This window comes from Halorussus salilacus, assembly GCF_024138125.1.
In the GTDB taxonomy this organism is placed as follows: Archaea; Halobacteriota; Halobacteria; order Halobacteriales; family Haladaptataceae; genus Halorussus; species Halorussus salilacus.
Window position 1 is genome coordinate 164,538 of record NZ_CP099993.1, and the last position, 19,387, is coordinate 183,924.

Genomic DNA, 19,387 nt, shown 5'->3' on the forward strand with positions numbered 1-19,387 from the left:
ATTTTCATCCACATAACAAAATTGTGATGGTATTTAAGGCGTTATCTTGTGTGCCAGAGTCCTCAATCCACGACTATAAATAACAATTAACAAGCACAATAATATTCTGGGTTTTGTTCGAGATAAAATCCATATCTAAAGAGTAATATACCACCTAGTGTAATCGATTAATATGGAGTCAAGTCTCCAATCATTTGAGATTGAAAATTATAAGTCCATAAAAACCTCTGGGAAGGTCAAACTACCCGGGATAACTTTAGTTCTCGGACCTAATAGCTCAGGCAAGACAAATATAATTGAATCACTTCTGCTGTTAAAGCAAACCTTTGAAAATAACGAACTAGACTTAGTCCTCAATGGGAATAATATCAAAACGGGGGAATTTAAAAATATAGTTTTTGAGAAGGATGTTAACCGGAGTCTCGTTTATCGGTTCTTCTTCGATAGAGGATTAGAAGATCAAGACCCTGCACTAATCTGCCCAGTATGTCACAAGGAATACACCTATGAGGGGTACTTTACCAACCATATGGAAGATGTGCATGGTGATTTTTGGGAAGAAAATCAGGGAGATATTGCAAAATACAGCAACTTCTTTAGTCGCGATAAATTTGTTGAATTCAAATATCGGTTCGATAAGGAGGAGAAGCGAAGTAGATTTTATTCTATCAAGTTTGGCAATCCAACGCCAGAAGACGGACTTTATATCTCTTCTATCGAATTTATTGATAAAGGAAAGAAAGTCGGAATGAAGGTTAAAGACACGAATGGAGAACTTATTATAGATATATCCGTTTCTCTAGAATTGCCAACAAGAGCGGGTGATTCTGAAGAAGACAGCAGTCGTAACACATTGTTTGATTCAAACCCTAACTTTCTCCCTCGACAGATGCATGCTATTATTTACTCACTTATCCCACAGGTAGACGATAGACCACCTTGGTTCAGAAGTCCTGAAAAAGTAGGACAGAACGAACAGTTCCTTAATATACACAAACACAAGAATAAAGTGCAAGATTTCATGAATCATGCTGACGAAACAGAGGGATTAGAGGACAGTATAGAAGTAAAAGAGATTTCAACAGGGTTGTTAGCGCGATTAGCAGGCACAATACAAAAATCAGCACCAAGGATAAATGATATACAGAATTTCTTAGATAATATAAAACATGTTGGCCCACTTCGTAATTCACCACGTCGAATTTATTTCGGGGCAGGCGGTAGCCCTGGTCTTCAAGCGGAGGGACACAATCAAGTAGAAGATAAGATTTTCTCGGCTGAACGTTCCGGAAATAGAGGATTGATCGAGAAAACGAACCAGTGGCTATCTGAGACGGGATTTGATTGCCAACTAGATGTCTCCAAAGTTGGTGTCGGCGATCTCTATCAGCTCGAGGTAAAACAATCTGGATTATCGGTGAACTTAGCTGATACTGGCTTTGGACTCTCACAAACTCTACCTATAATAATTGAATGTATAACTATGCAAATGGAGGACGATTCCCCGCAAAGAGGCCCATATCGGTTTGCTCCATTCCGTTCATCCAACAACCAAAAACCATTAGCTCTGATTGAGCAACCAGAAATCCATCTTAATCCGCGTATTGAAGCCTCATTAGCAGACTTCTTCATAGATGTGATGGAGTCGGGGACGAATCTCATTATAGAGACCCATTCAGAATACCTTCTCAATAGATTACAGAGAAGAGTCGTTGATGGGAAAATTGAGAATAAAGACCAATTAGTGATATACTTCATATCTAAAGAAGGTATCGAGAGCAAAGTTAAAGAAATAAAGGTTTCTTCTTCAGGAAGCCTTAGTGATTGGCCTGAAGGATTCTTCCAAGATGATTTCGAAGATGCAGTGGAAATCCTCAAGGAGTCGATGAAGGATGAGTGAATCATTCGTCATAGATGCCAATGTCATAGCCTTTGCAGCTGGCGCTCATGGTGAAGACGAACAAAATGCTGCATGTCTAAATATTGTCTCCAAGATAATGTTAGAAGAAGACCTCTGTTTTGCTTTAGATACAGAGGGTAAGATTCTTGGAGAATATAAGAGCAATTTAAGCAACTATAAGAACCCTCACACAAAGTTGATACAGGAATATATTGAGAAGCAATTGAAACAGAAAGATGGAATAACATTTCATATTCCAGAACATGAGTCGGAAGTGGAGGAATTAAAAGCCAAAGGCTTCCACGATGATGATCTAATATTTGTTCGGGTCGCTCCTAAGACCAGTTCTCAAACAATTACAAGTTGTGATAGTAATTCCTTCTTAGATGATGAATACAAGGACTGGATTGAATCAGAATTGGGGGTCTCAGTTTTTCCTCCAGAAGAATTTAATCCAAGTTCTAATTGATAGATTTATCTTTCCTCGGTGAATGGATTGTTGCGGTTTCACTATTCTCTTTACCCGTCCAAAGAATTTCATCGCCACCTTCGATACCGAGTTCCTCGACGACATCCTTCGGAATCGTGACCTGAATCACGCCGTTGCCTTCCTGTGCCGTCCGTGTATCCGCGAATTTCTGTCTGATTCCCATGATTACTCTGCACTTCCTGCGAACCGTCTGTGTAATAAATGTGCAGGGTCCCCTGAGCGGCTATGTAGCGACACCCCGGCAACCATACATAATTTGTCAATTTATCGGTGGGGAAGTTAGACCACGGAGTACCGACCGGTCGCTCCGGTCGTGATACTTCCATGACTCGGTAAACAGGGCACGAACGCCCAAACACCTCCTTTTTGAAGGACACGGAACGACGGTGAAGAACTACAGCGAGCAACGAAGACGCATCACTCGTCCTCGTTACGCCGCGAAAGAGTGGGGTCGGAGGGATTTGAACCCCCGATCGACTGATATCTCCGGTCTCGTGCGCCTCGGAACTCCAGAGGGTCGTCAACGCGAACCGATGATCAGTCGGCCGCTCGGTATATCAGCTGGAGTCTCGTCCCGGGCGCGTGGCCTCTGGAGTCAGTCGCCATCCCTGGCTTGGCCACGACCCCGCAGGAGACCGTTGGTCCAAGCGCCCTAAAGGGGTTTCGATTTTCTCACTCCCGGTCGGTCTCGGCCCACTCGCAGTCCTGGCACTTCCACCCGGTGACGAACTCGGTCACGCTGGGCATGTAGCCGACCGAAAGCACGTCCCCGCCGCAGTCGGGGCACTCGCGGTCGGCCTCCTCGATGGCCTCGGCGTCCATCACGTCTCCGTCCTCGATCAGCTCGGCGAGTGACTCGGGGGTCACCATCCGGCCCTGGACGACGCGGTTGTCGCTCATAATTGGATGGACTCGTCCCGTCCGTGTAAGCCTTCTCGTCTGCGTGGAGTGTTAGTTCTCTCTGGCGAGGAAGTCGTGAGGCGAAGGAGGTTTTGACGACTTCCCGCGAATCAGGTTGCGAATACGGAGAACAGCCGGAAAGCCCCCGCCCGCTCGCGGACCGTAGGCCCGCGAGCGGGCGGCCCCTTTCAGTCCCACCCGCGGTGGTTCAGTCGGTTGGCTCTACGATGGTTTCTTCGAATAGCTATCGCAGTCCGAAAATCGTCCCCGCCGTCACAGCCAGGGTTCACGCTCGTCGTCGGGGTAGCCGTACGACGAGTCGCCATCGCGGTCGCCCGAGCCGTCGGTCGCGAGCGCCTGCACGCCCGACGACGCGCCCGCGTCCGCGGGCGCGTCGTCGTCTATCGGATCGGTCTCGGGCTCGTCCCCGGCGGTCGCCTCGCCGGGGTCGAACGCGAGCAGGCTGGTGACCGCCAGCACCGCCAGCGGGGCGTTGCCGGGCGCGAGTTCGAGGATGCTCAGTGGCAGGACGCCCAGCGCGACCGCGCTCCCGAACCGGAAGCGGTCGATGTCCACGACGTCGCGCAGCCACGGCGAGGTCAGCGCGACGGCCAGCGCGAACGCGACGCCCGTGGCCGCCGCCGCGGTGGCCTTCAGGATGAGCAGGTAGTCGACCGTCGCGACCTGAAAGCCGCCGGGCTGGAGGCTGGCGACGAACCCGAGGCCGACGATGACCGCCGGACGGGGAAGGTACTCGCCGACGCGCGAGCTCGCGGTCTTGGCGGCGATGGCGAGCATGACCAGCGCGGCGAACCGCTCGAAGATGACGGTGTCGAGCACGCTCTCGATGGTCGGAGCGAACGCCGCCTCGACCGCCGCGATGGCGACGATGCCGACGCCGACCGTCAGCACCGACGTAGCCTGCTCGCGGGGCGTGCCGTCCATCTCCGCGAGGATGACCGCGACGGTGGCGCTCCCGCCGAAGACCAGCAAGCCGATCTGGACGATTCCGGTGACGGAGTCGACCGCGCCCGCGAGGACCAGCGCCGGGAAGATGCCGTCCACCAGCGGCAGGCCCATCACGGTGGCCAGTAGCTTCGTCGCGCCGCCTACCTGTCGCTCCAGGCGAAGCGCTATCGGATGCTGTGAGCTACTCATGACCTACTAGCTGGCGTGGCCGTGACCATCGGCCGAACGGTGATGTGAGTCGCGGTACCTGCGGTGGCCCGAGTCGCGTCCGAGGTCCCACCGTCGTCCCACGAATGTATTCTCTACCAGTGTAAGAAACGCCATCGCGAACGGTTTGAAGCGGGTGCCGGAGTCGAGGCTCGTTCGACCGGCGATGCGCGATGCGATGGGACTGGTAGAGTCCATACTCCTAACGAGTCGCGTTTCCAGCATAAACGTTGCGTGAGAGACAACCCCAATCGAGAGAAGAACGTAGTTTTACCCCGGTTGAAAATATAGAATCGTTCGTTAGACCCGGTTTATTTTCTCGTTTCCCCACCGGTTCGATTCCACTCCTGTCGAGTCGTCCCGCCGGGTCTCCTCGCCAGATCGCCAGCATTCCACGTTCGTGCATACCGGTAGTGCCATCGAGGGCCAAACCACCAACATCTCGCAACCCTTTTGAGAGCCGGGTCCCTTCGGCTTATATGGCGAGAGATTCTACCCCCGGCGGAACGTACACGGAGAAGCTCCGCGTACCCGAGGCCCTGACGTTCGACGACGTGCTCCTTCGACCCAAGGAGAGCCGCGTCGAACCCGACGAGGCCGACGTGAGCACTCGCGTCTCGACCAACGTCGAACTCGAAGTCCCCGTCCTCTCGGCCGCGATGGACACCGTGACCCAGAGCGAACTGGCCATCGAGATGGCGCGCCACGGCGGTCTCGGCGTCCTCCACCGGAACATGGAGGTCGACGAGGTCGTGGCCGAGGTCGAGCGCGTCAAGCGCGCCGACGAACTCATCATCCGCGACGTGGTGACCGCCAGCCCCGACCAGACCGTCCGCGAAGTCGACGAGATGATGGAGGACGAGGGCGTCTCGGGCGCGCCCGTCGTCGGCGACGACGACCGCGTGCTGGGAATCATCTCGGGCACCGACATCCGGCCGTACCTCGAAGTCGGCGAGTCCGACGAGGTCCGGGAGGCGATGACCGACGAGGTCATCACCGCGACCGAGGACGTGACCGCACGCGAGGCGCTCGAACTCATGTACGAGCACAAGATAGAGCGCGTCCCGGTCGTCGACGACGGCGACCACCTGCTCGGGCTCGTCACGATGCAGGGCATCCTCCAGCGCAGGGAGTACGGCAACGCCGCCCGCGACGAGTCGGGTCGCCTCCGATGCGGCGTCGCGGTCGGTCCCTTCGAGACCGACCGCGCTGTCGCGGTCGACGAGGCGGGTGCCGACGTGCTCTTCATCGACTGCGCGCACGCGCACAACCTCAACGTCATCGACGGTGCGCGCGAGATCGAGGAGTCGGTCGAGGCCGACGTGGTGGTCGGCAACGTCGGCACCCGCGAGGCCGCCGAGGACATCGTGGACTTCGCCGACGGCCTGAAGGTCGGCATCGGCCCCGGTTCCATCTGCACCACCCGAGTGGTCTCGGGCGCGGGCATGCCCCAGATTTCGGCGGTCGCGCAGGTCGCCGACGTGGCGGCCGACCACGACGTGCCGGTCATCGCAGACGGCGGCATCCGATACTCGGGCGACGCCATCAAGGCCATCGCGGCGGGTGCTGACGCCGTAATGTTAGGCTCCTACTTCGCGGGCACCGACGAAGCGCCCGGTCGCGTCATCACCATCAACGGCAAGAAGTACAAGCAGTACCGCGGGATGGGGTCGGTCGGCGCGATGGCGTCGGGCGACGGCGACCGCTACCTCAAGGACGAACCCGACGACGAGGAGGAGTACGTCCCCGAGGGCGTCGAGGCCGCCAAGCCCTACAAGGGGAGTCTGGAGAGCGAACTCCACCAGCTCGTCGGCGGGATGCAGTCGGGAATGGGCTACGTCGGCGGCTCGACGATTCCGGAGTTCAAGGAGCGAAGCGAGTTCGTGCGGGTCTCCTCGGCGGGCCAGCAGGAGAGCCACCCCCACGACGTGATGATCACCGACGAAGCGCCCAACTACTCGCCCAGCGAGTGAGACCGGTCGGCCGAGCTACGCCGAGGCCGTCTCGCAGGCCGGGCGACAGTAGCCCTGCTCGGCCGCGTTCGAACCGTCCACTGTTTTGAACTCGGTGCCGCAGTTCTCAGAGGTGTCGGTCTCGAACTGTAGCATGGTCGAATCGACCTACTTCGACGGTGTCAGTTTTCGCGCTTGTTCGCTACGGACGCGTTCCGAGACGGCATTGTTCAGATTAGCTGATTCCATGCGAAGGCGAAGGTTTGCAACCAATTTTCGGCGGAGCGGTGGGTCGCGTGGCGGAAATGATTGGCGAATTGTTTGGTTCGGCGTTTTAGTTCTTTGAAAACACGTTCGACGCTGTTCCGATTTCCGTGGCGAACATACTGAAATCGGAGGTTTTTCTCGAAGAGTGCGGCCTGTAACCACGGTGCGCCATCGACGAGAAACACCGCGTCACCGACGCGGTGTTTCTCTTGCAATTCGGTGAGAAACTGCTTCGTCACAACGATAGTTCGTGTCGGATAGAGCTTGACGTGGAGGAATTCGTTAGTTTCGGGATCGACGGCGGCGTACAGCCAGTAGCGTTGATTGTTGAGTTGAATCACCGTTTCATCGACCGCAACGTGATTCGGGCTTTTGCCGTCAGTCGGCTGTAGATCGGCTTTCTGCACCCAATTGTGGATAGTGGAGCGACACCGTTTGACACCGAACTTCTCTAAGATAGAAACAGTATCCGAGAGTGATAATCCGGCCGCATGCAGGTGGATACTGAGCTTCATCAGCGGCTCCGGTGTCGCTTCTCGCTCCACAAACTCTAACTCGATCCAGTCGCTACATTCGTTGAGGCGGCTGAATTCTGGCATAGACCACTACGAATTCGACCGCCTCATCCTTCAACGCTTATCTGAACAGTGCCTTCCGAGACGACCCGAGGTTTCATGAGCCCGAGTTCCGCACTCCGAACCGATGGCCGAACTGGTCGAACTCGAACGCGCCGTGATCGAAGCGCTCTCGCGGGAGGTCGGTATCAAGTCGGTCGGAGCCCTCCGGAACGAGCTCCGACAGGAGGGGTACGCGACCGAGATGGACTACGACGAGGTCCACGACCTCCTGGAGTACATGCGCGAGCGGGGCTACGTCGAGTTGGCTCACGGCGAGTGGGGCGAGTACACGCTCCCGGCGTCTCCGTCCTCGCACGGACAGTAAGGACTTTCCGCGTCCTCGTCGCCCGTTCGAGCGTGATACTCCTCGTCTGCGGACCGCCCGGCGCGGGCAAGACCACCGTCGCCGGAGAGGCCCGCGAACGCCTCCGGACCGCGGGCTACGGCTTCCGACTCCTCCACTCCGACGACTTCTCGCGGAACACCTACGAGAAGCTGTACGAGCGCGTGAGCGCGGACCCCGACGCCGACTGGATTCTGGACGGGACTTTCTACCGCCGGGAGTATCAGGAGCGGTTCCGCGGCCTCCCGGACGCCCACCTGATATCGGTCGTCGCGAGTCTGGAACTCTGTCTGAAACGCAACCGGGAGCGCGAGGACTCCATCGACAGACGCGGCGTCCACGCCATGCACGCGGATTTCGAACCGCCGGAGAACCCGGACCTGACCCTCGACACTGAGGTGGCGTCGGTCGAGGAGGCCGCCGACGCGCTGGGACGGTACGTGATTCAGTGGTACGATAACGGGTGATTCGGGCCCGCTCCGTCCTATTTCGCTGGTCCGATTTCACGAGGGCACGCATCCGCGAGCGGACGGGGGTGAGCGAGCGGACGGGCTTGAGGGAGCTAACCAAGGAACCCTCGAAGGGGAGGGTCGGCGGCGGAGCCGCCGACCCTCCGACTGAGGGGGTGCGGCCGTCTCGCCGGAGTGCAACGAACGACCGCCCGGAGGACGCGGTTCGTCCTCCGGTGTTTTTGGTCGAGCGTTTAGTAGCGAACGACCGCGAGCCGAAGGCTCGCGGTTCGTGAGCGCAGTAAAATAGTGAGCGCCGCGAGGCGTCGCTCACCGATTTGCTCGCGGAAGAATACGGGCCGGGCGCGATTTGAACTACGCCGAGACGGTCCGGGCTTGCGGCGCGAGCGAGGCGCGAATCGCCTCGCTCGCGCCGTTCCGGGCGTGCGACTCGTCTACTTCAAATCGCTTCGGAGTTCGATGCTTCCGCTCGCAGTGGTGGTGAGCGCCGCGAGGCGTCGCTCACCCATTTGCTCGCGGAAGAATACGGGCCGGGCGCGATTTGAACACGCGACCGTCTGATTAAGAGTCAGACGCTCTGCCTAACTGAGCTACCGGCCCAACGCATTCCGAACTTGCCGCGTCGGACGTAAATACGTTTCCGTTTTCTCGGACTGTTACCGCTTTCGATTCGAAGCCGAATCGGGCGACGGAGCGCCGTCGAGACGGGTCCTCCGGAGGCCATATTTTCCGCACGCCCCGGTCGTAAATAGGACGACTGGACCGCTGTCCTCGCCGAACCGACGTTCAGTTCGGGACTGTTAAGTGCGGTCCGAAGCTACGCCACAGTATCATGAGCGCCGGGATTACCATCTCCTCGATGTCCGACTACGCCATCTTGGGCTGTGGTTCGGTCGGGCACGCCGTCGCCGAGGAGCTCGTAGAGCAGGGCAAGGAGGTACTCATCATCGACCGCGACGAGGACCGCGTCGAGGCCCTGCGCGACCAGGACCTCAACGCTCGGACCGCCGACATCCGAGAGGAGGGACTCGTCGAGACCATCGCCGACAACGAGGTCGTGCTCATCCTCGCCTCGGACGTGGAGGCCAACAAGCAGGCGGTCGAGAACATCCGCGAGAACGGCGGCGACCAGTTCGTCGTCGTCCGCGCGAGCGACCCGGTCTCCGAGGACGAACTCACCGAGCTCGGGGCCGACGTGGTCATCAATCCCTCGGAGGTCATCGCCGACTCGGCCCTGCACGCGCTCGAAACCGGCGAACTGGAGTACAAGGCCCAGCAGCTCTCGGAGGTCATCCGCGACACCGACGAGAAGCTCGCCATCGTCACCCACGACAACCCCGACCCCGACTCCATCGCGAGCGCGGTGGCCCTCCAGGCCATCGCCACCACGCTGGGCGTCGAGGCCGACATCCTCTACATCGGCGACATCGGCCACCAGGAGAACCGGGCGTTCGTCAATCTGCTGGGTATCGAACTCCTTCCCTACGACGACGCGACCGTCGACGACTACGACACCATCGCGCTGGTCGACCACGCGAAGGCGACCGAGGCGACCTTCGACCGACCGGTCGACGTATTCATCGACCACTTCGAACCCGACGAGGAGTACGAGGCCGAGTTCGTCGACATCCGCCCGAGCGTGAGTTCGACCTCGACCATCCTCACCAAGTACATTCAGGAGTTCGACCTCAACGTCTCCGAGGAGGTCGCGACCGCCCTGCTCTACGGCATCCGCGCGGAGACGCTGGACTTCAAGCGCGACACCACCCCCGCAGACCTCACGGCCGCGGCCTTCCTCTATCCCTTCGCCAACCACGACACTCTCGAACAGGTCGAGTCGCCCTCGATGTCGCCCGAGACCCTCGACGTGCTCGCGGAGGCCATCACGAACCGCGAAGTCCAGGGGAGCCACCTCGTGAGCAACGCGGGGTTCATCCGCGACCGGGACGCCCTGACGCAGGCGGCCTCCCACCTGCTGAATCTGGAGGGCATCACCACCACCGCCGTCTTCGGCATCGCCGACGACACCATCTATCTCGCCGCCCGCTCGAAGGACATCCGGATGAACATCGGCAAGGTCCTTCAGGACGCCTTCTCGGACATCGGGGAGGCGGCGGGCCACTCGACGCAGGCCAGCGTCGAGATTCCGCTGGGCATCTTCACCGGCATCGAGACCACCGACGACAACCGCGACACCCTGCTGTCGCTCACCGAGGAGGCCGTCAGGCGGAAGCTGTTCGACGCGATGGGCGTCGAGGGCGGCGAGGGCGGGAACGGAAGTTAGACCACGGCTTCGCCTTCTTCCTCGCTGTTCGGCTGTTGGAGGCGCTCGATGATGTCGTTGATGAGCACCACGTCCCCGACCGCGCGCACCCACCGGTAGGGTATCATCACGCCGTTTCGCCCCTCGATCACGTCCGAGAACAGTTCGCGGTTGAGTTCGCCGAGCGCGAGCCCCGTCACGGCGTTGCCGTTCACGTCCAACCGAACGTCCTCGACCTCGCCGACGAAGACCCCGTTGTTCGAGTACACCTCCCGTCCGACCAGCGTCGTTATCTCCTGCGGTGTTCCGTCCATGTACGGACCGATTGTATGCACGGGTCTTAACTTTTGGCAGAAGCCGACTGCGAACGCAACCCGGCGGTCGGCCAACCGGAGGGCCGCGGAGTTCGATGCGTCGCGCTCGGGCGCGGGAACTACGTCCTCCCGCCCGAGCGGTCGTCCGGAGTTCCCGCGCCCGAGCAGTCGTCCAGCGCGGAGCCGAGCGCGTCGAGTCCCCCGCGAACCGCGTCGGGGCGTGCGCACGCCCCGACGCGGACGTACTCCGAGGCGTCGAAGAACCGTCCGGGGACGACGAGCGCGCCCCGCTCGGCCGCGGCCGCGGCGACCTCGTCGCCGTCGGCCGCCTCGTGAGCGAGGAGGGCGTACGAGCATCCGGGTTCGACGCTCCCTCGGAGGTCGTCGCGGTCGGCCGCGAACTCCGCGAGGGCCTCGCGGTTCGTCCGGACGCGCTCGCGTGACTCCGCGGCGAGTTCGTCGGCATTGGCCAGCGCGCGCCGGGCGAGTCGCCGACTCGGCTCGGCGACCGCCGGGACGTGATTCTTCGCCGCACGGGCGCGCTCGACGAACGCCTCGTCGGCGACCAGCCAGCCGATTCGGAGGCCGCCGAACCCGAGGAACTTGGTCAGCGAGTTCGTGACGACCGCGTTCGGGAGTCCGACCGCCGTGGGACCGCCGAACGGGCCGTCTCCGGGGTCGGTCCCGAAGGGCGCGTACACCTCGTCCACGAGCAGGCGAGCGGGCGCGTCCGCGCGCCCGCTCGCGTCGGCGGCGACCTCCGCGACCGCTCGGAGCGCGTCCCGCCCTACCCGCCGCCCGCTTGGATTGTGGCGGTTCGTGACCGTGACCAGCGCGGCGTCGGCCGCCGCCCCGTCGGCGGCGAGCGCGTCGGCGACCCGGTCGGGGTCGAGCGGGCACCCCTCCGCGACCGGGCGGGCGAAGCGGTCGACGGTCGCGCCGAGTCCCCGCGGGGTGGCGACGAGCGGTTCGTAGCCGGGGTCCTCGACGACCGCGCGAGGCGTCTCCCCGCGGTCCCCCGCGGCCGCCGCGGCGTCGAGCGCCGCGGCGGCCGCGAGGAGGTTGGCGTGGGTCGCGCCCGCGGTCACGAGCACGTTCTCGGGGCCGACGCCGTACTCGTCGGCGAGCAGTCCGTCGAGGGTCGCGTCGGCGGGCGGGTCCGGGAGGCCTGCGAGCGCGGGCGGGACGACCGAACCGGGGTCGGCGGGCGCGCGCCGGAGGTCGCTGGAGCCAAGGTCGAACTCGGCGTCGTCGGGGCGACCGGAAATCCAGTCGAGGTACGCGATGTCGGAGAGCACGTCCCGAGATACGGCGAGCGCGGGATTAACGTTCGGGTCGGGTCTCGGGGGCGCTCGTCGCGCTTCCGACATCTCTTAATGATGCCTGCACGATACCCGAGACGATGTTCGACCCCGACGTGTACGTGGACTACCGGACCAGCCTGAGTCTGGTCGGGACCGTCCTCAAGTACATCGGTCTCGCGCCGCTGTTCCCCGCGGCGGTCGCCCTCTACTACGGCGAGAGCCTCCTGCCCTTCCTCGCGACGACCGTCGCCATGGTCGCGGTCGGTACGGCGCTCGAACGACTGGAGTCCGACCCCGACCTCGGGAACCGCGAGGCGATGCTGTTCGTGAGCCTCTCGTGGCTCGCGGTTCCGGCGTTCGGGACGATTCCGTACCTCCTCGCGGGACAGGGGACGGTCGCCCACCCGGTGAACGCGCTGTTCGAGAGCATGAGCGGGTTCACGACCACGGGGTCGACCGTCCTCGGGGAGATATCGTTCGAACGCCACTCGCGGTCGATTCTGCTTTGGCGGCAGTTCACCCAGTGGCTCGGCGGCATGGGAATCCTCGTGCTGATGGTCGCCATCCTCCCCCAGCTCTCGGTCGGTGGGGCCCAGATAATGCGACAGGAAGCGCCGGGCATCTCCATCGAGAAGCTGACCCCCCGCATCCGGGAGACCGCCAGCGCGCTGTGGAAGATATACTTCGGGTTCACGGTGGCCGCGGCGGCGGTGTACTACGGCCTCCACCTCGCCGGGGTCGCGCCCCGGATGGACCTCTACAACGCAGTCGCCCACGCGCTCACCACGATGCCGACCGGCGGGTTCTCGCCGGAGGCCCGGAGCGTCGAGGCGTTCGCCCCGATAGTCCAGTGGGCGGTCATGCCGTTCATGGTCGTCGCGGGGACCAACTTCGCGCTGTTCTGGTACGTCCTCCGGGGCGACCCGCGGAGGCTCACCGACAACAGCGAGTTCCGGTCGTACCTGCTGGCGATGGGGGTCGTCGGTGCTGTGCTGGCGGTATTGCTGTTCACGGGCGGCGGTCTCGCGAGGCTTCCGACCGAGATAGCGCCGATTCCGGGGAACGTCGAGAACTCGCTGCGGCAGGCGCTGTTCCAGACGATAGCCATCGTGACGACCACGGGGTACGCGAGCATGGACTTCAACGCGTGGGACCCCTCGGCGCAGGTCGTGTTGATGCTGGCGATGTTCCTCGGCGGGTCGGCCGGGTCGGCCGCGGGGTCGATCAAGATCGTCCGGTGGTACGTGGTCCACCGGACGATGACTCGCGAACTGTACACGTCGGTCCACCCCGAGGCCGTCCGGCCGGTCCGACTCCCGACCGGTCCCGTCGACGAGGACACGATTCAGGACGTGTTCGTGTTCGTCCTCATCTTCCTCTCCATCTTCGCGGTCTCGACGGTGGTCGTCTTCGTCGACGGCCTCGCGCAGGGGCTGAGCCTCTCGGCGCTGGAGGCGATGAGCGTCGCCATCGCGACGCTCGGGAACATCGGCCCCGGGTTCGGTATCGTCGGTCCGATGGACAGCTTCGAGCGTTTCTCGGCCGCCGGAAAGCTCTACATGGTGTTCCTGATGTGGATCGGCCGCCTCGAAATCCTGACCGTGCTGGTCGTCCTCACGCCGTCGTACTGGCGGCGGTGAGGGCGGGTCCGAGGTCCGGAGTCGCGGGGCCAGAGCCGGGAGCCGCGAGTTCGAGGTCGAACGCCGACTCACTCGGCGCGACGCTCGCCCCCGGGCGAGCGTCGCGGGCCCGCGGCCGGTCCTCACTCTCGTTTCGCTCGGACTCCTCGACCACGTACCGCTGGCCCATCATGGGGTCCATGAGGCTGTCGACGGGCGCGTGGTCGTCGGTCAGCACCGGCACGTCGTCGGTCGACTCGTCGTGGCGGTAGGACTCTATCTCCGCCGAGAGGTCGATGCCGATGTCCCGGCGGTCGTTGCGCTCGCGGAGCTGGGCCTCGGTGATCCGGGTGTCGTTCTTGGTCGCGACGAGTTCGATGTTCTGAACCGCGCCCGTCTCGGAGGTCGGGAAGGCGTAGACCTGCGGGAACACCCGGGCCATCGTCTTGTACTCGGCGCGGTAGAACTGCGAGGCCGAGCCGTCGGGCGCGGAGATGAGGTTGGCGAAGAGCATGCCCTCCTCCGAGAGGCGGTCGTTGGCCAGCTGCATGAACTCCACGGTGGTCAGCTGGAACGGCACCTTGTCCTTCTTGTAGGCGTCGAGGACGATGAGGTCGTACTCGCGGTCGGTCTCGCGGAGGAACTGGCGGCCGTCGGCGTTGTGGACGTTCAACTGCTCGGACTCCTCGACCCCGAAGTAGCGCTCGGCCACGTCGATGACCTCGGGGTCTATCTCGACCACGTCCACGGTGGCGTTGTACTCCTCGACGAACCGCTTGGGGCCGGTGAACCCGCCGCCGCCGACGAACAGCACGCGGTCGATGTCGTCGGGGTCGTCGGCGAACAGGTACGGCGCGTGGAAGTACCGCGTGTAGTCGAAGACGTGCCGGTCGGGGTCGCTCTTGTCCATCGCGCTGTGTCGCTGGCCGTCGAGGTACAGCGTCCGGGTGTCCCCGAGGTCGGCGACCTCCAGTTCCTGATACGGCGTCTGGGTCTGGTAGACCACCTTCCCGCCGGTCGAGAAGCCCAGCGACCCGCTGGCGACCGCGGCGACCAGCACCAGCGAGACCGCGAGCGCGGCGAACACCGACCGGCGACGGAGCCGCGGGGCCGCGAGCCAGACCGCGGTCGCGGTCAACAGCAGGCCGAACGCCAGCGCGATGCGGTCGATGCCCAGCGCGGGGATGAGGAAGAACGTCGTCCCGAACGCGCCGACGATGCTCCCGATGGTCCCCACGGCGTAGACGTGGCCCGACGCCTCGCCGACGCCCTCCTTCTCCGAGAGCTGTGCGGCGTAGGGGCTGACGAACCCCAGCAGGTACGTCGGCAGGCCGAACAGCAGGATGACGGCGGGCAGGGACGCGAACCGGTAGGGCAGGGGCATCGCCGCGGCCGCCGCCAACAGCAGGTCGTCGGCGAAGATGACGACCGCGACGTACCCCGCCGTGAGGACGAACAGCCGAATCAGCCGGTCGGTGGTCGCCCGGGACGCCGCGCGCTTGCCGCCGTAGTGGTAGCCGAGGCTCAGCGCCGCGAGGAACACCGCGATGATGCTCCCCCACGTATAGATGGAACTGCCGTACTGGGGCGCAACGATTCGCCCGGCGAGGATTTCGAGGCCCATGCTCGCCACGCCCGAGACGAACACGGCGACTTCGGGCTTGGTCACGTCCGTCGCGTATTCGCGGAGGTCACCCATTCGCCGTGAGATACACGCACGGGATTCTTAAAGGGTCGGTGCGGCGAAGAAGGCGGTGTAGTAGCGCGGGGATGGAACCTTCAGTTTCGAGGGAATCGACGCCGACCGGGTGCCAGAGAGCTACGGGTCCGGACGCGGCATCTCCTGCAACTCTCGAATCTCCCCGGTCTTCTGGACGCGCTCGTACTGCCGTCGCCACGCCTCCTCGGGGAACAGTCCGTTCCTGTCGAACAGGTCTCGGGCAACCTTCGTGAGTCGGTAGAACTTGTAGGGGAACTCGCGCATCCGGTTTCCGGCCTCGATTTCGAGTTCCTCGACGACGCCGACATCGCGCAGTATCTTGAGATGGTTTCTGATGGCGTCCTTCTTCAGACTCGGGTTCATGTAATCGAGTTCGTCGACGCTCGGAGCGCCCTTCGGATGCCCGACGATGTCGGCGATGATGTTCGCGCGAGTGTCGTCGGTGGCCCTCTGGAGCGCTTCCCAGGTGTTGAACTCGGACTTCGACGATTCCTCGCCTCCCCCGGGTTGCCTCGCTTTCGGGTGCATGTGCGACACTACAGTTTCATCACCCATAAACACTTGGTCACTCAGTTCGAGTGGTTTCCAACTAATTGTCTGACTAATTGTCGAGGTAGTTTCGAAGTAATCGGTAGATTAATCGGTTCGTCGTTCCCACATCCGGTATGCCGAGTAGCGACGACGAACCCGGCCGAGACGACGGAGAGTACATCGGAGGTGTCGGTTCGGAGGAGTTGCTCGACGCCGACGACACCCTTTCGCCGACGCCGACTCAGCACGAGCGGTTGAAGAACCACCTCCACGGAGAGCAATTTCGGGAGATCAAGCGGGCCGACCGCCGATACCTCGTCGTCGGACGCGGCGGCGACGACGCTCCCGGAAAGAGACGCCGACGAGTTCGCGACATCCTCGACGACCGCCCGGAAGCGACCGCCTTCCGGCTCGAAGACTTCGGACTCTCCGGCGACGAGCTGGAACTGTGGGTCCCGGCGTTCGACATCCTCTCGGAGACGGCGACCCATATCGTCGGTATTCTGGAGGATTACGACGGCGGGCACGTCTGGGAACTCGGCTATCTCTATCACCATCAGCGCCACATCCGCGACGTCCTCTGGTTGCTGAAGCGTATTTACGGGACCGAAGCCACGCAACGCGAGAAGTACGACAACGGCATGGCGGCCTCACACCTCGCGGCGCTCGAAGAGGCAACCGGCGACCGCGTTATTCCGTGGGGGGACCCCGACGACCTCTCGGACGCAGTGGAGAAGATTCCGTAACGACCCGCTAGACCGAGCGCCGGTATACTCTCTCGGCCAGAATTTCGAGGCCCATGCTCGCCACGCCCGAGACGAACACGGCGACTTCGGGCTTGGTCACGTCCGTCGCGTATTCGCGGAGGTCACCCATTCGCCGTGAGATACACGCACGGGATGCTTAAAGGGTCGGTGCGGTCGCTGGGCGGGTCGAAAAATGGGGAGGAATCGCGGTGGTGGTTAGATGTCGACTTCGGACTCGCCGATGACGGCGGTCTGGTCGCTACCAGAGGCCGACCAGATGACTCGGACCTCGTCACCGTCAGAGAATTTCCCATCCACGTAAATGGAATCTCCAGCGGTGATGTCGCCACTCCAACTACTGCTATTCTCACCACTATCATCTACTAATTCTCCGTCAGCGTAGACGTCTGCCCCACCAACAGAGACATTCACTTGGTTGGCCTCCACCGAATCACCGCCATCGTGGGTGACTTCAACAACTATGTCGTTACCTGCGCTGTAATCGAACCCGAAGTTCGCGTTCGGACTCGATTGCCCGACCCGGTCACCGAGACCGAGGACGAACGTTCCGATGACGGCCGCGAGGATGACCGTAATCGCGACCATCAGGATGACGCCGATGACGGGACTGACCGCTCGCTCCTCGTCACCGCCGACGAACGACTTGAGTGCCTCTGACAGATTCATGGTTTAGAGACTCACCTCGGACTCGCCAATGACGGCTGTCTTGTCGCTACCGGGAGCGTTCCAGATGACCTTCACCGAGTCGCCATCGGTCATGTCAGCTCCATTTTCCTGTATGTCCAAGCTATCACCAGCAGTTATCTTCTCCTTATCCCAACCGTTCGTCCCACCAGCATTCACGAAGTCATTATCACCGCCGGTTTTGTATTCCGTATATTCACTAGTCCCATTCCAAGCGAGAGTCCCGCCGATTTGAACACTTATCTGATCCGTATTTACTCCTTCACCGCCATCGTGGGTGATATTCACGTAATCTGATCCACCCTCAGCGGTTCCGTATCCAAACCCAAACTGCGAGTTCGGACTCGCCTCGCTCACTTGGTCACCGAGTCCCAACACGAACGTTCCGATCACGGCCGCGAGAATCACCGTAATCGCGACCATTAGTATCACGCCGATGACAGGGCTGACCGCCCCGTCGTCTTCGAACAGTGTCTTGAGTTTCATGTTTTGTATCTCTCCGTTCTATGGCACGTTATCAGCCCTGAGAAGTGGCCGTACCCTTTAAGGCCCCGAACGGAGTACTGAAATCCGTCGGAGGGGAGCCGTCAAGCCGCCCCGTACCGGCACTTCTCGGGCCATTCCTACGTGCTTGATTTACCTGTTCACAGCGAAGATATATAAACACTTCCTTACCTGAAAACAGAATTATAGAACTTGATATCCTCAGAAAGGTTAAACAGACACCTTGCTAATAAATCCGGCGATTACGGGAAGGCCTATCTTTAAGATAGCGCGCACGTATCTGGAAACCGATGAGCCAGCAGGTCGCTCCGGAGACCCTTCGGGCCGCGCTCCAGTCGCTGGCGGCCCGGCTCGGCAAGACGCCGACCGTCGTGGACATGCACGAGGAGGGCGACTACGCTCCGGAGCTGTACCAGGAGGTGTTCGGAAGCTGGAACGAAGCGCTCGAAGCCGCCGGACTCGACCCCGACGAGATGGGGAGCAAGCGCATCCCCGACCGCGAGCTGTTGGCGGAGCTCCAGCGTCTCTACACCGAACTCGGCAAGCCGCCGACCCAGCAGGACATGACCGAGCGCGGCGAGTACTCCAACCGGACCTACCAGCTGCGGTTCGGCAGCTGGTCGTCGGCGCTTCAGGAGGCGATGCTCGACACCAACGACCGCATCTCCGAGGCCGAACTCCTCCGGGAGATCGAGCGGCTGGCCGACGAACTGGGCCGCGCGCCAAGGGTGGCCGACATGGACGAGCGCGGCGAGTACGCGCCGGTCACCTACCACCGCCGGTTCGGGTCGTGGCGGCGGGCGCTCGCGGAGGCCGACCTCGACGGTATCACCCCCGGCTGAACGCTCGCCGGAGGCGAGCGTTCAGCCCGAGAAGTCCTCGTAGGACACCGACCCCTCCTCGACGATGGTGTCGCTGTCGGGCACCTCGCCGTCGGGGGGCATCCCCTCCTCGCCCGGGCCGCCCGGCTCCCCGACCACGATGCGCCCGACCATCCCCAGCGTCTTGTGCGGGATGCAGAAGTAGTCGTAGGTCCCCTCGACCTCGAAGGTGTGCTCGAAGGTCGCGCCCTCCTCCGAGATGGTCTCGCTGTCCCACGGCTCGGCGTCCTCGGGGATGCGCGTCACCTCCGCGCCGCCGTTGCCCTCGGCGTAGGCCGTCGAGGAGTGGGCCCCGCTCTCGTTGACGAACGTGACCGTGGTTCCGGGTTCGACCGCCAGCCCGATGGGGTCGAAGTAGTACTCGCTGCCCTCGGTTATCATCGCGACCTCGACTCCCCCGCCGTCGCCGTCCTCTCCCGCGGTCGTCTCCGTGTCCTCGGTGGTCGTCTCCGTGCCCTCCGTGGTCTCGCCGTCTTCCTCCTCCGTCGTCTCCCCATCCTCGGCTTCTTCGGTCGTCGCCCCGTCCCCCTCGCCGCCGTTTCCACCGTTCCCATCGTCCCCGGTCGGTGCCCCGCACCCCGCGAGTCCAGCCAGCGCGGCCGCGCTCGCGGCGCTGACGAACGTTCGTCGCTTCATGACACTGCATATACGGCTTCCGCGCGGAATAACGATTCGGCCGCTGGTC

General features: G+C 61.8%; 22 protein-coding genes and 2 tRNA genes. 9 read left to right on the plus strand and 15 right to left on the minus strand.

The window, feature by feature from the left end; genetic code table 11:
• Positions 1 to 172: 172 nt before the first annotated feature.
• Positions 173 to 1,900 carry an AAA family ATPase gene (locus NGM10_RS00920; RefSeq protein WP_253480834.1) on the plus strand — a complete coding sequence of 576 codons (1,728 nt, stop codon included), beginning with the start codon at positions 173 to 175 and terminating at the stop codon, positions 1,898 to 1,900.
• Complete coding sequence (locus NGM10_RS00925) at positions 1,893 to 2,369, plus strand: hypothetical protein (RefSeq protein WP_253480837.1); 477 nt, start codon at positions 1,893 to 1,895, stop codon at positions 2,367 to 2,369. Before NGM10_RS00920 ends, NGM10_RS00925 begins: the two co-directional genes overlap by 8 nt.
• Here NGM10_RS00925 and NGM10_RS00930 read toward each other — a convergent pair.
• The 5 genes from NGM10_RS00930 to NGM10_RS18395 form a co-directional block, all read right to left on the minus strand.
• Positions 2,362 to 2,553: an AbrB/MazE/SpoVT family DNA-binding domain-containing protein gene (locus NGM10_RS00930; protein WP_253480840.1), complete on the minus strand. Its 192-nt coding sequence runs from the start codon at positions 2,551 to 2,553 to the stop codon at positions 2,362 to 2,364. The two genes, NGM10_RS00925 and NGM10_RS00930, sit on opposite strands and share 8 nt — an antisense overlap.
• Before the next feature lie 283 nt (positions 2,554 to 2,836).
• A tRNA-Trp gene (locus NGM10_RS00935) sits at positions 2,837 to 3,017 on the minus strand.
• Between the two features lie 45 nt (positions 3,018 to 3,062).
• Positions 3,063 to 3,290 (minus strand): DUF5795 family protein, encoded by a 228-nt coding sequence (locus NGM10_RS00940; protein WP_253480843.1) that lies wholly within the window; start codon positions 3,288 to 3,290, stop codon positions 3,063 to 3,065.
• Positions 3,291 to 3,563: 273 nt separating this feature from the next.
• On the minus strand, positions 3,564 to 4,448 hold the full coding sequence (locus NGM10_RS00945) for a DUF5794 domain-containing protein (protein ID WP_253480845.1): 885 nt from the start codon (positions 4,446 to 4,448) through the stop codon (positions 3,564 to 3,566).
• Positions 4,449 to 4,454: 6 nt separating this feature from the next.
• A complete protein-coding gene (locus NGM10_RS18395) occupies positions 4,455 to 4,691 on the minus strand; it encodes a DUF8099 family protein (RefSeq protein WP_497007316.1) in 237 nt (78 codons plus the stop codon).
• Positions 4,692 to 4,945: 254 nt separating this feature from the next.
• On the opposite strand from NGM10_RS18395, the gene guaB reads away from it, so the two are divergent.
• On the plus strand, positions 4,946 to 6,439 hold the full coding sequence (guaB, locus tag NGM10_RS00950; RefSeq protein ID WP_253480848.1) for an IMP dehydrogenase: 1,494 nt from the start codon (positions 4,946 to 4,948) through the stop codon (positions 6,437 to 6,439).
• A 209-nt stretch (positions 6,440 to 6,648) separates the two neighbouring features.
• Here the strand turns inward: guaB and NGM10_RS00955 are convergent, their stop codons facing one another.
• Positions 6,649 to 7,284, minus strand: coding sequence for an IS6 family transposase (locus tag NGM10_RS00955; RefSeq protein WP_253480417.1), 636 nt, complete (start codon positions 7,282 to 7,284; stop codon positions 6,649 to 6,651).
• A 103-nt stretch (positions 7,285 to 7,387) separates the two neighbouring features.
• Between NGM10_RS00955 and NGM10_RS00960 the strand changes: the two genes are divergently transcribed.
• Both NGM10_RS00960 and NGM10_RS00965 read left to right on the plus strand, forming a co-directional pair.
• The gene (locus tag NGM10_RS00960) at positions 7,388 to 7,627 is read left to right on the plus strand and encodes a hypothetical protein (RefSeq protein WP_253480850.1); all 240 of its coding nucleotides are present in this window, start codon (positions 7,388 to 7,390) and stop codon (positions 7,625 to 7,627) included.
• Positions 7,628 to 7,659: 32 nt separating this feature from the next.
• Positions 7,660 to 8,112 (plus strand): AAA family ATPase, encoded by a 453-nt coding sequence (locus NGM10_RS00965; protein WP_253480852.1) that lies wholly within the window; start codon positions 7,660 to 7,662, stop codon positions 8,110 to 8,112.
• 529 nt (positions 8,113 to 8,641) lie between these two features.
• Here NGM10_RS00965 and NGM10_RS00970 read toward each other — a convergent pair.
• Positions 8,642 to 8,715 (minus strand) — tRNA-Lys (locus NGM10_RS00970).
• Between the two features lie 232 nt (positions 8,716 to 8,947).
• Here NGM10_RS00970 and NGM10_RS00975 point away from each other — a divergent pair.
• Positions 8,948 to 10,399: a DHH family phosphoesterase gene (locus NGM10_RS00975; protein ID WP_253480853.1), complete on the plus strand. Its 1,452-nt coding sequence runs from the start codon at positions 8,948 to 8,950 to the stop codon at positions 10,397 to 10,399.
• Here the strand turns inward: NGM10_RS00975 and NGM10_RS00980 are convergent.
• Positions 10,396 to 10,692, minus strand: a complete 297-nt coding sequence (locus tag NGM10_RS00980; protein WP_253480855.1) for a PRC-barrel domain-containing protein — start codon at positions 10,690 to 10,692, stop codon at positions 10,396 to 10,398. The genes NGM10_RS00975 and NGM10_RS00980 overlap by 4 nt on opposite strands.
• Positions 10,693 to 10,811: 119 nt before the next feature.
• Positions 10,812 to 11,990, minus strand: a complete 1,179-nt coding sequence (locus NGM10_RS00985) for a pyridoxal phosphate-dependent aminotransferase (RefSeq protein WP_253480857.1) — start codon at positions 11,988 to 11,990, stop codon at positions 10,812 to 10,814.
• A 104-nt stretch (positions 11,991 to 12,094) separates the two neighbouring features.
• On the opposite strand from NGM10_RS00985, the gene NGM10_RS00990 reads away from it, so the two are divergent.
• A complete protein-coding gene (locus NGM10_RS00990) occupies positions 12,095 to 13,636 on the plus strand; it encodes a TrkH family potassium uptake protein (RefSeq protein ID WP_253480859.1) in 1,542 nt (513 codons plus the stop codon).
• Here the strand turns inward: NGM10_RS00990 and NGM10_RS00995 are convergent.
• A complete protein-coding gene (locus NGM10_RS00995) occupies positions 13,611 to 15,314 on the minus strand; it encodes a spermidine synthase (RefSeq protein WP_253480862.1) in 1,704 nt (567 codons plus the stop codon). The genes NGM10_RS00990 and NGM10_RS00995 overlap by 26 nt on opposite strands.
• A gap of 120 nt (positions 15,315 to 15,434) precedes the next feature.
• Positions 15,435 to 15,863, minus strand: coding sequence for a helix-turn-helix domain-containing protein (locus NGM10_RS01000; RefSeq protein ID WP_253480865.1), 429 nt, complete (start codon positions 15,861 to 15,863; stop codon positions 15,435 to 15,437).
• Positions 15,864 to 16,000: 137 nt separating this feature from the next.
• Here NGM10_RS01000 and NGM10_RS01005 point away from each other — a divergent pair, with 137 nt between their 5' ends.
• A complete protein-coding gene (locus NGM10_RS01005; protein ID WP_253480868.1) occupies positions 16,001 to 16,612 on the plus strand; it encodes an aminopeptidase in 612 nt (203 codons plus the stop codon).
• Between the two features lie 7 nt (positions 16,613 to 16,619).
• Here NGM10_RS01005 and NGM10_RS18155 read toward each other — a convergent pair whose 3' ends face one another.
• The 3 genes from NGM10_RS18155 to NGM10_RS01015 form a co-directional block, all read right to left on the minus strand.
• Positions 16,620 to 16,742 carry a hypothetical protein gene (locus NGM10_RS18155; RefSeq protein WP_256504324.1) on the minus strand — a complete coding sequence of 41 codons (123 nt, stop codon included), beginning with the start codon at positions 16,740 to 16,742 and terminating at the stop codon, positions 16,620 to 16,622.
• Between the two features lie 86 nt (positions 16,743 to 16,828).
• Positions 16,829 to 17,299 carry a type IV pilin domain-containing protein gene (locus NGM10_RS01010; RefSeq protein ID WP_253480870.1) on the minus strand — a complete coding sequence of 157 codons (471 nt, stop codon included), beginning with the start codon at positions 17,297 to 17,299 and terminating at the stop codon, positions 16,829 to 16,831.
• A gap of 3 nt (positions 17,300 to 17,302) precedes the next feature.
• Complete coding sequence (locus NGM10_RS01015) at positions 17,303 to 17,803, minus strand: type IV pilin domain-containing protein (protein ID WP_253480873.1); 501 nt, start codon at positions 17,801 to 17,803, stop codon at positions 17,303 to 17,305.
• A 308-nt stretch (positions 17,804 to 18,111) separates the two neighbouring features.
• On the opposite strand from NGM10_RS01015, the gene NGM10_RS01020 reads away from it, so the two are divergent.
• Positions 18,112 to 18,663: a homing endonuclease associated repeat-containing protein gene (locus NGM10_RS01020; RefSeq protein ID WP_253480876.1), complete on the plus strand. Its 552-nt coding sequence runs from the start codon at positions 18,112 to 18,114 to the stop codon at positions 18,661 to 18,663.
• Between the two features lie 21 nt (positions 18,664 to 18,684).
• On the opposite strand, the gene NGM10_RS01025 is transcribed toward NGM10_RS01020, so the two are convergent.
• Entirely contained in the window at positions 18,685 to 19,338 is a 654-nt protein-coding gene (locus NGM10_RS01025) for a plastocyanin/azurin family copper-binding protein (protein ID WP_253480878.1), read from the minus strand.
• Positions 19,339 to 19,387 lie beyond the last annotated feature (49 nt).

Coding starts and splice junctions, on each gene's coding strand:
- NGM10_RS00980 (WP_253480855.1), bottom strand. CDS start 10,692: ATGGACGGAACACCGCAGGAGATAACGACGCTGGTCGGACGGGAGGTG.
- NGM10_RS00945 (WP_253480845.1), bottom strand. CDS start 4,448: ATGAGTAGCTCACAGCATCCGATAGCGCTTCGCCTGGAGCGACAGGTA.
- NGM10_RS01005 (WP_253480868.1), top strand. CDS start 16,001: ATGCCGAGTAGCGACGACGAACCCGGCCGAGACGACGGAGAGTACATC.
- NGM10_RS01015 (WP_253480873.1), bottom strand. CDS start 17,803: ATGAAACTCAAGACACTGTTCGAAGACGACGGGGCGGTCAGCCCTGTC.
- NGM10_RS00960 (WP_253480850.1), top strand. CDS start 7,388: ATGGCCGAACTGGTCGAACTCGAACGCGCCGTGATCGAAGCGCTCTCG.
- NGM10_RS01020 (WP_253480876.1), top strand. CDS start 18,112: ATGAGCCAGCAGGTCGCTCCGGAGACCCTTCGGGCCGCGCTCCAGTCG.
- NGM10_RS00995 (WP_253480862.1), bottom strand. CDS start 15,314: ATGGGTGACCTCCGCGAATACGCGACGGACGTGACCAAGCCCGAAGTC.
- NGM10_RS01010 (WP_253480870.1), bottom strand. CDS start 17,299: ATGAATCTGTCAGAGGCACTCAAGTCGTTCGTCGGCGGTGACGAGGAG.
- NGM10_RS00940 (WP_253480843.1), bottom strand. CDS start 3,290: ATGAGCGACAACCGCGTCGTCCAGGGCCGGATGGTGACCCCCGAGTCA.
- NGM10_RS00975 (WP_253480853.1), top strand. CDS start 8,948: ATGAGCGCCGGGATTACCATCTCCTCGATGTCCGACTACGCCATCTTG.
- guaB (WP_253480848.1), top strand. CDS start 4,946: ATGGCGAGAGATTCTACCCCCGGCGGAACGTACACGGAGAAGCTCCGC.
- NGM10_RS00925 (WP_253480837.1), top strand. CDS start 1,893: ATGAGTGAATCATTCGTCATAGATGCCAATGTCATAGCCTTTGCAGCT.
- NGM10_RS18395 (WP_497007316.1), bottom strand. CDS start 4,691: ATGCTGGAAACGCGACTCGTTAGGAGTATGGACTCTACCAGTCCCATC.
- NGM10_RS01025 (WP_253480878.1), bottom strand. CDS start 19,338: ATGAAGCGACGAACGTTCGTCAGCGCCGCGAGCGCGGCCGCGCTGGCT.
- NGM10_RS00920 (WP_253480834.1), top strand. CDS start 173: ATGGAGTCAAGTCTCCAATCATTTGAGATTGAAAATTATAAGTCCATA.
- NGM10_RS00990 (WP_253480859.1), top strand. CDS start 12,095: ATGTTCGACCCCGACGTGTACGTGGACTACCGGACCAGCCTGAGTCTG.
- NGM10_RS01000 (WP_253480865.1), bottom strand. CDS start 15,863: ATGCACCCGAAAGCGAGGCAACCCGGGGGAGGCGAGGAATCGTCGAAG.
- NGM10_RS00955 (WP_253480417.1), bottom strand. CDS start 7,284: ATGCCAGAATTCAGCCGCCTCAACGAATGTAGCGACTGGATCGAGTTA.
- NGM10_RS00930 (WP_253480840.1), bottom strand. CDS start 2,553: ATGGGAATCAGACAGAAATTCGCGGATACACGGACGGCACAGGAAGGC.
- NGM10_RS18155 (WP_256504324.1), bottom strand. CDS start 16,742: ATGGGTGACCTCCGCGAATACGCGACGGACGTGACCAAGCCCGAAGTC.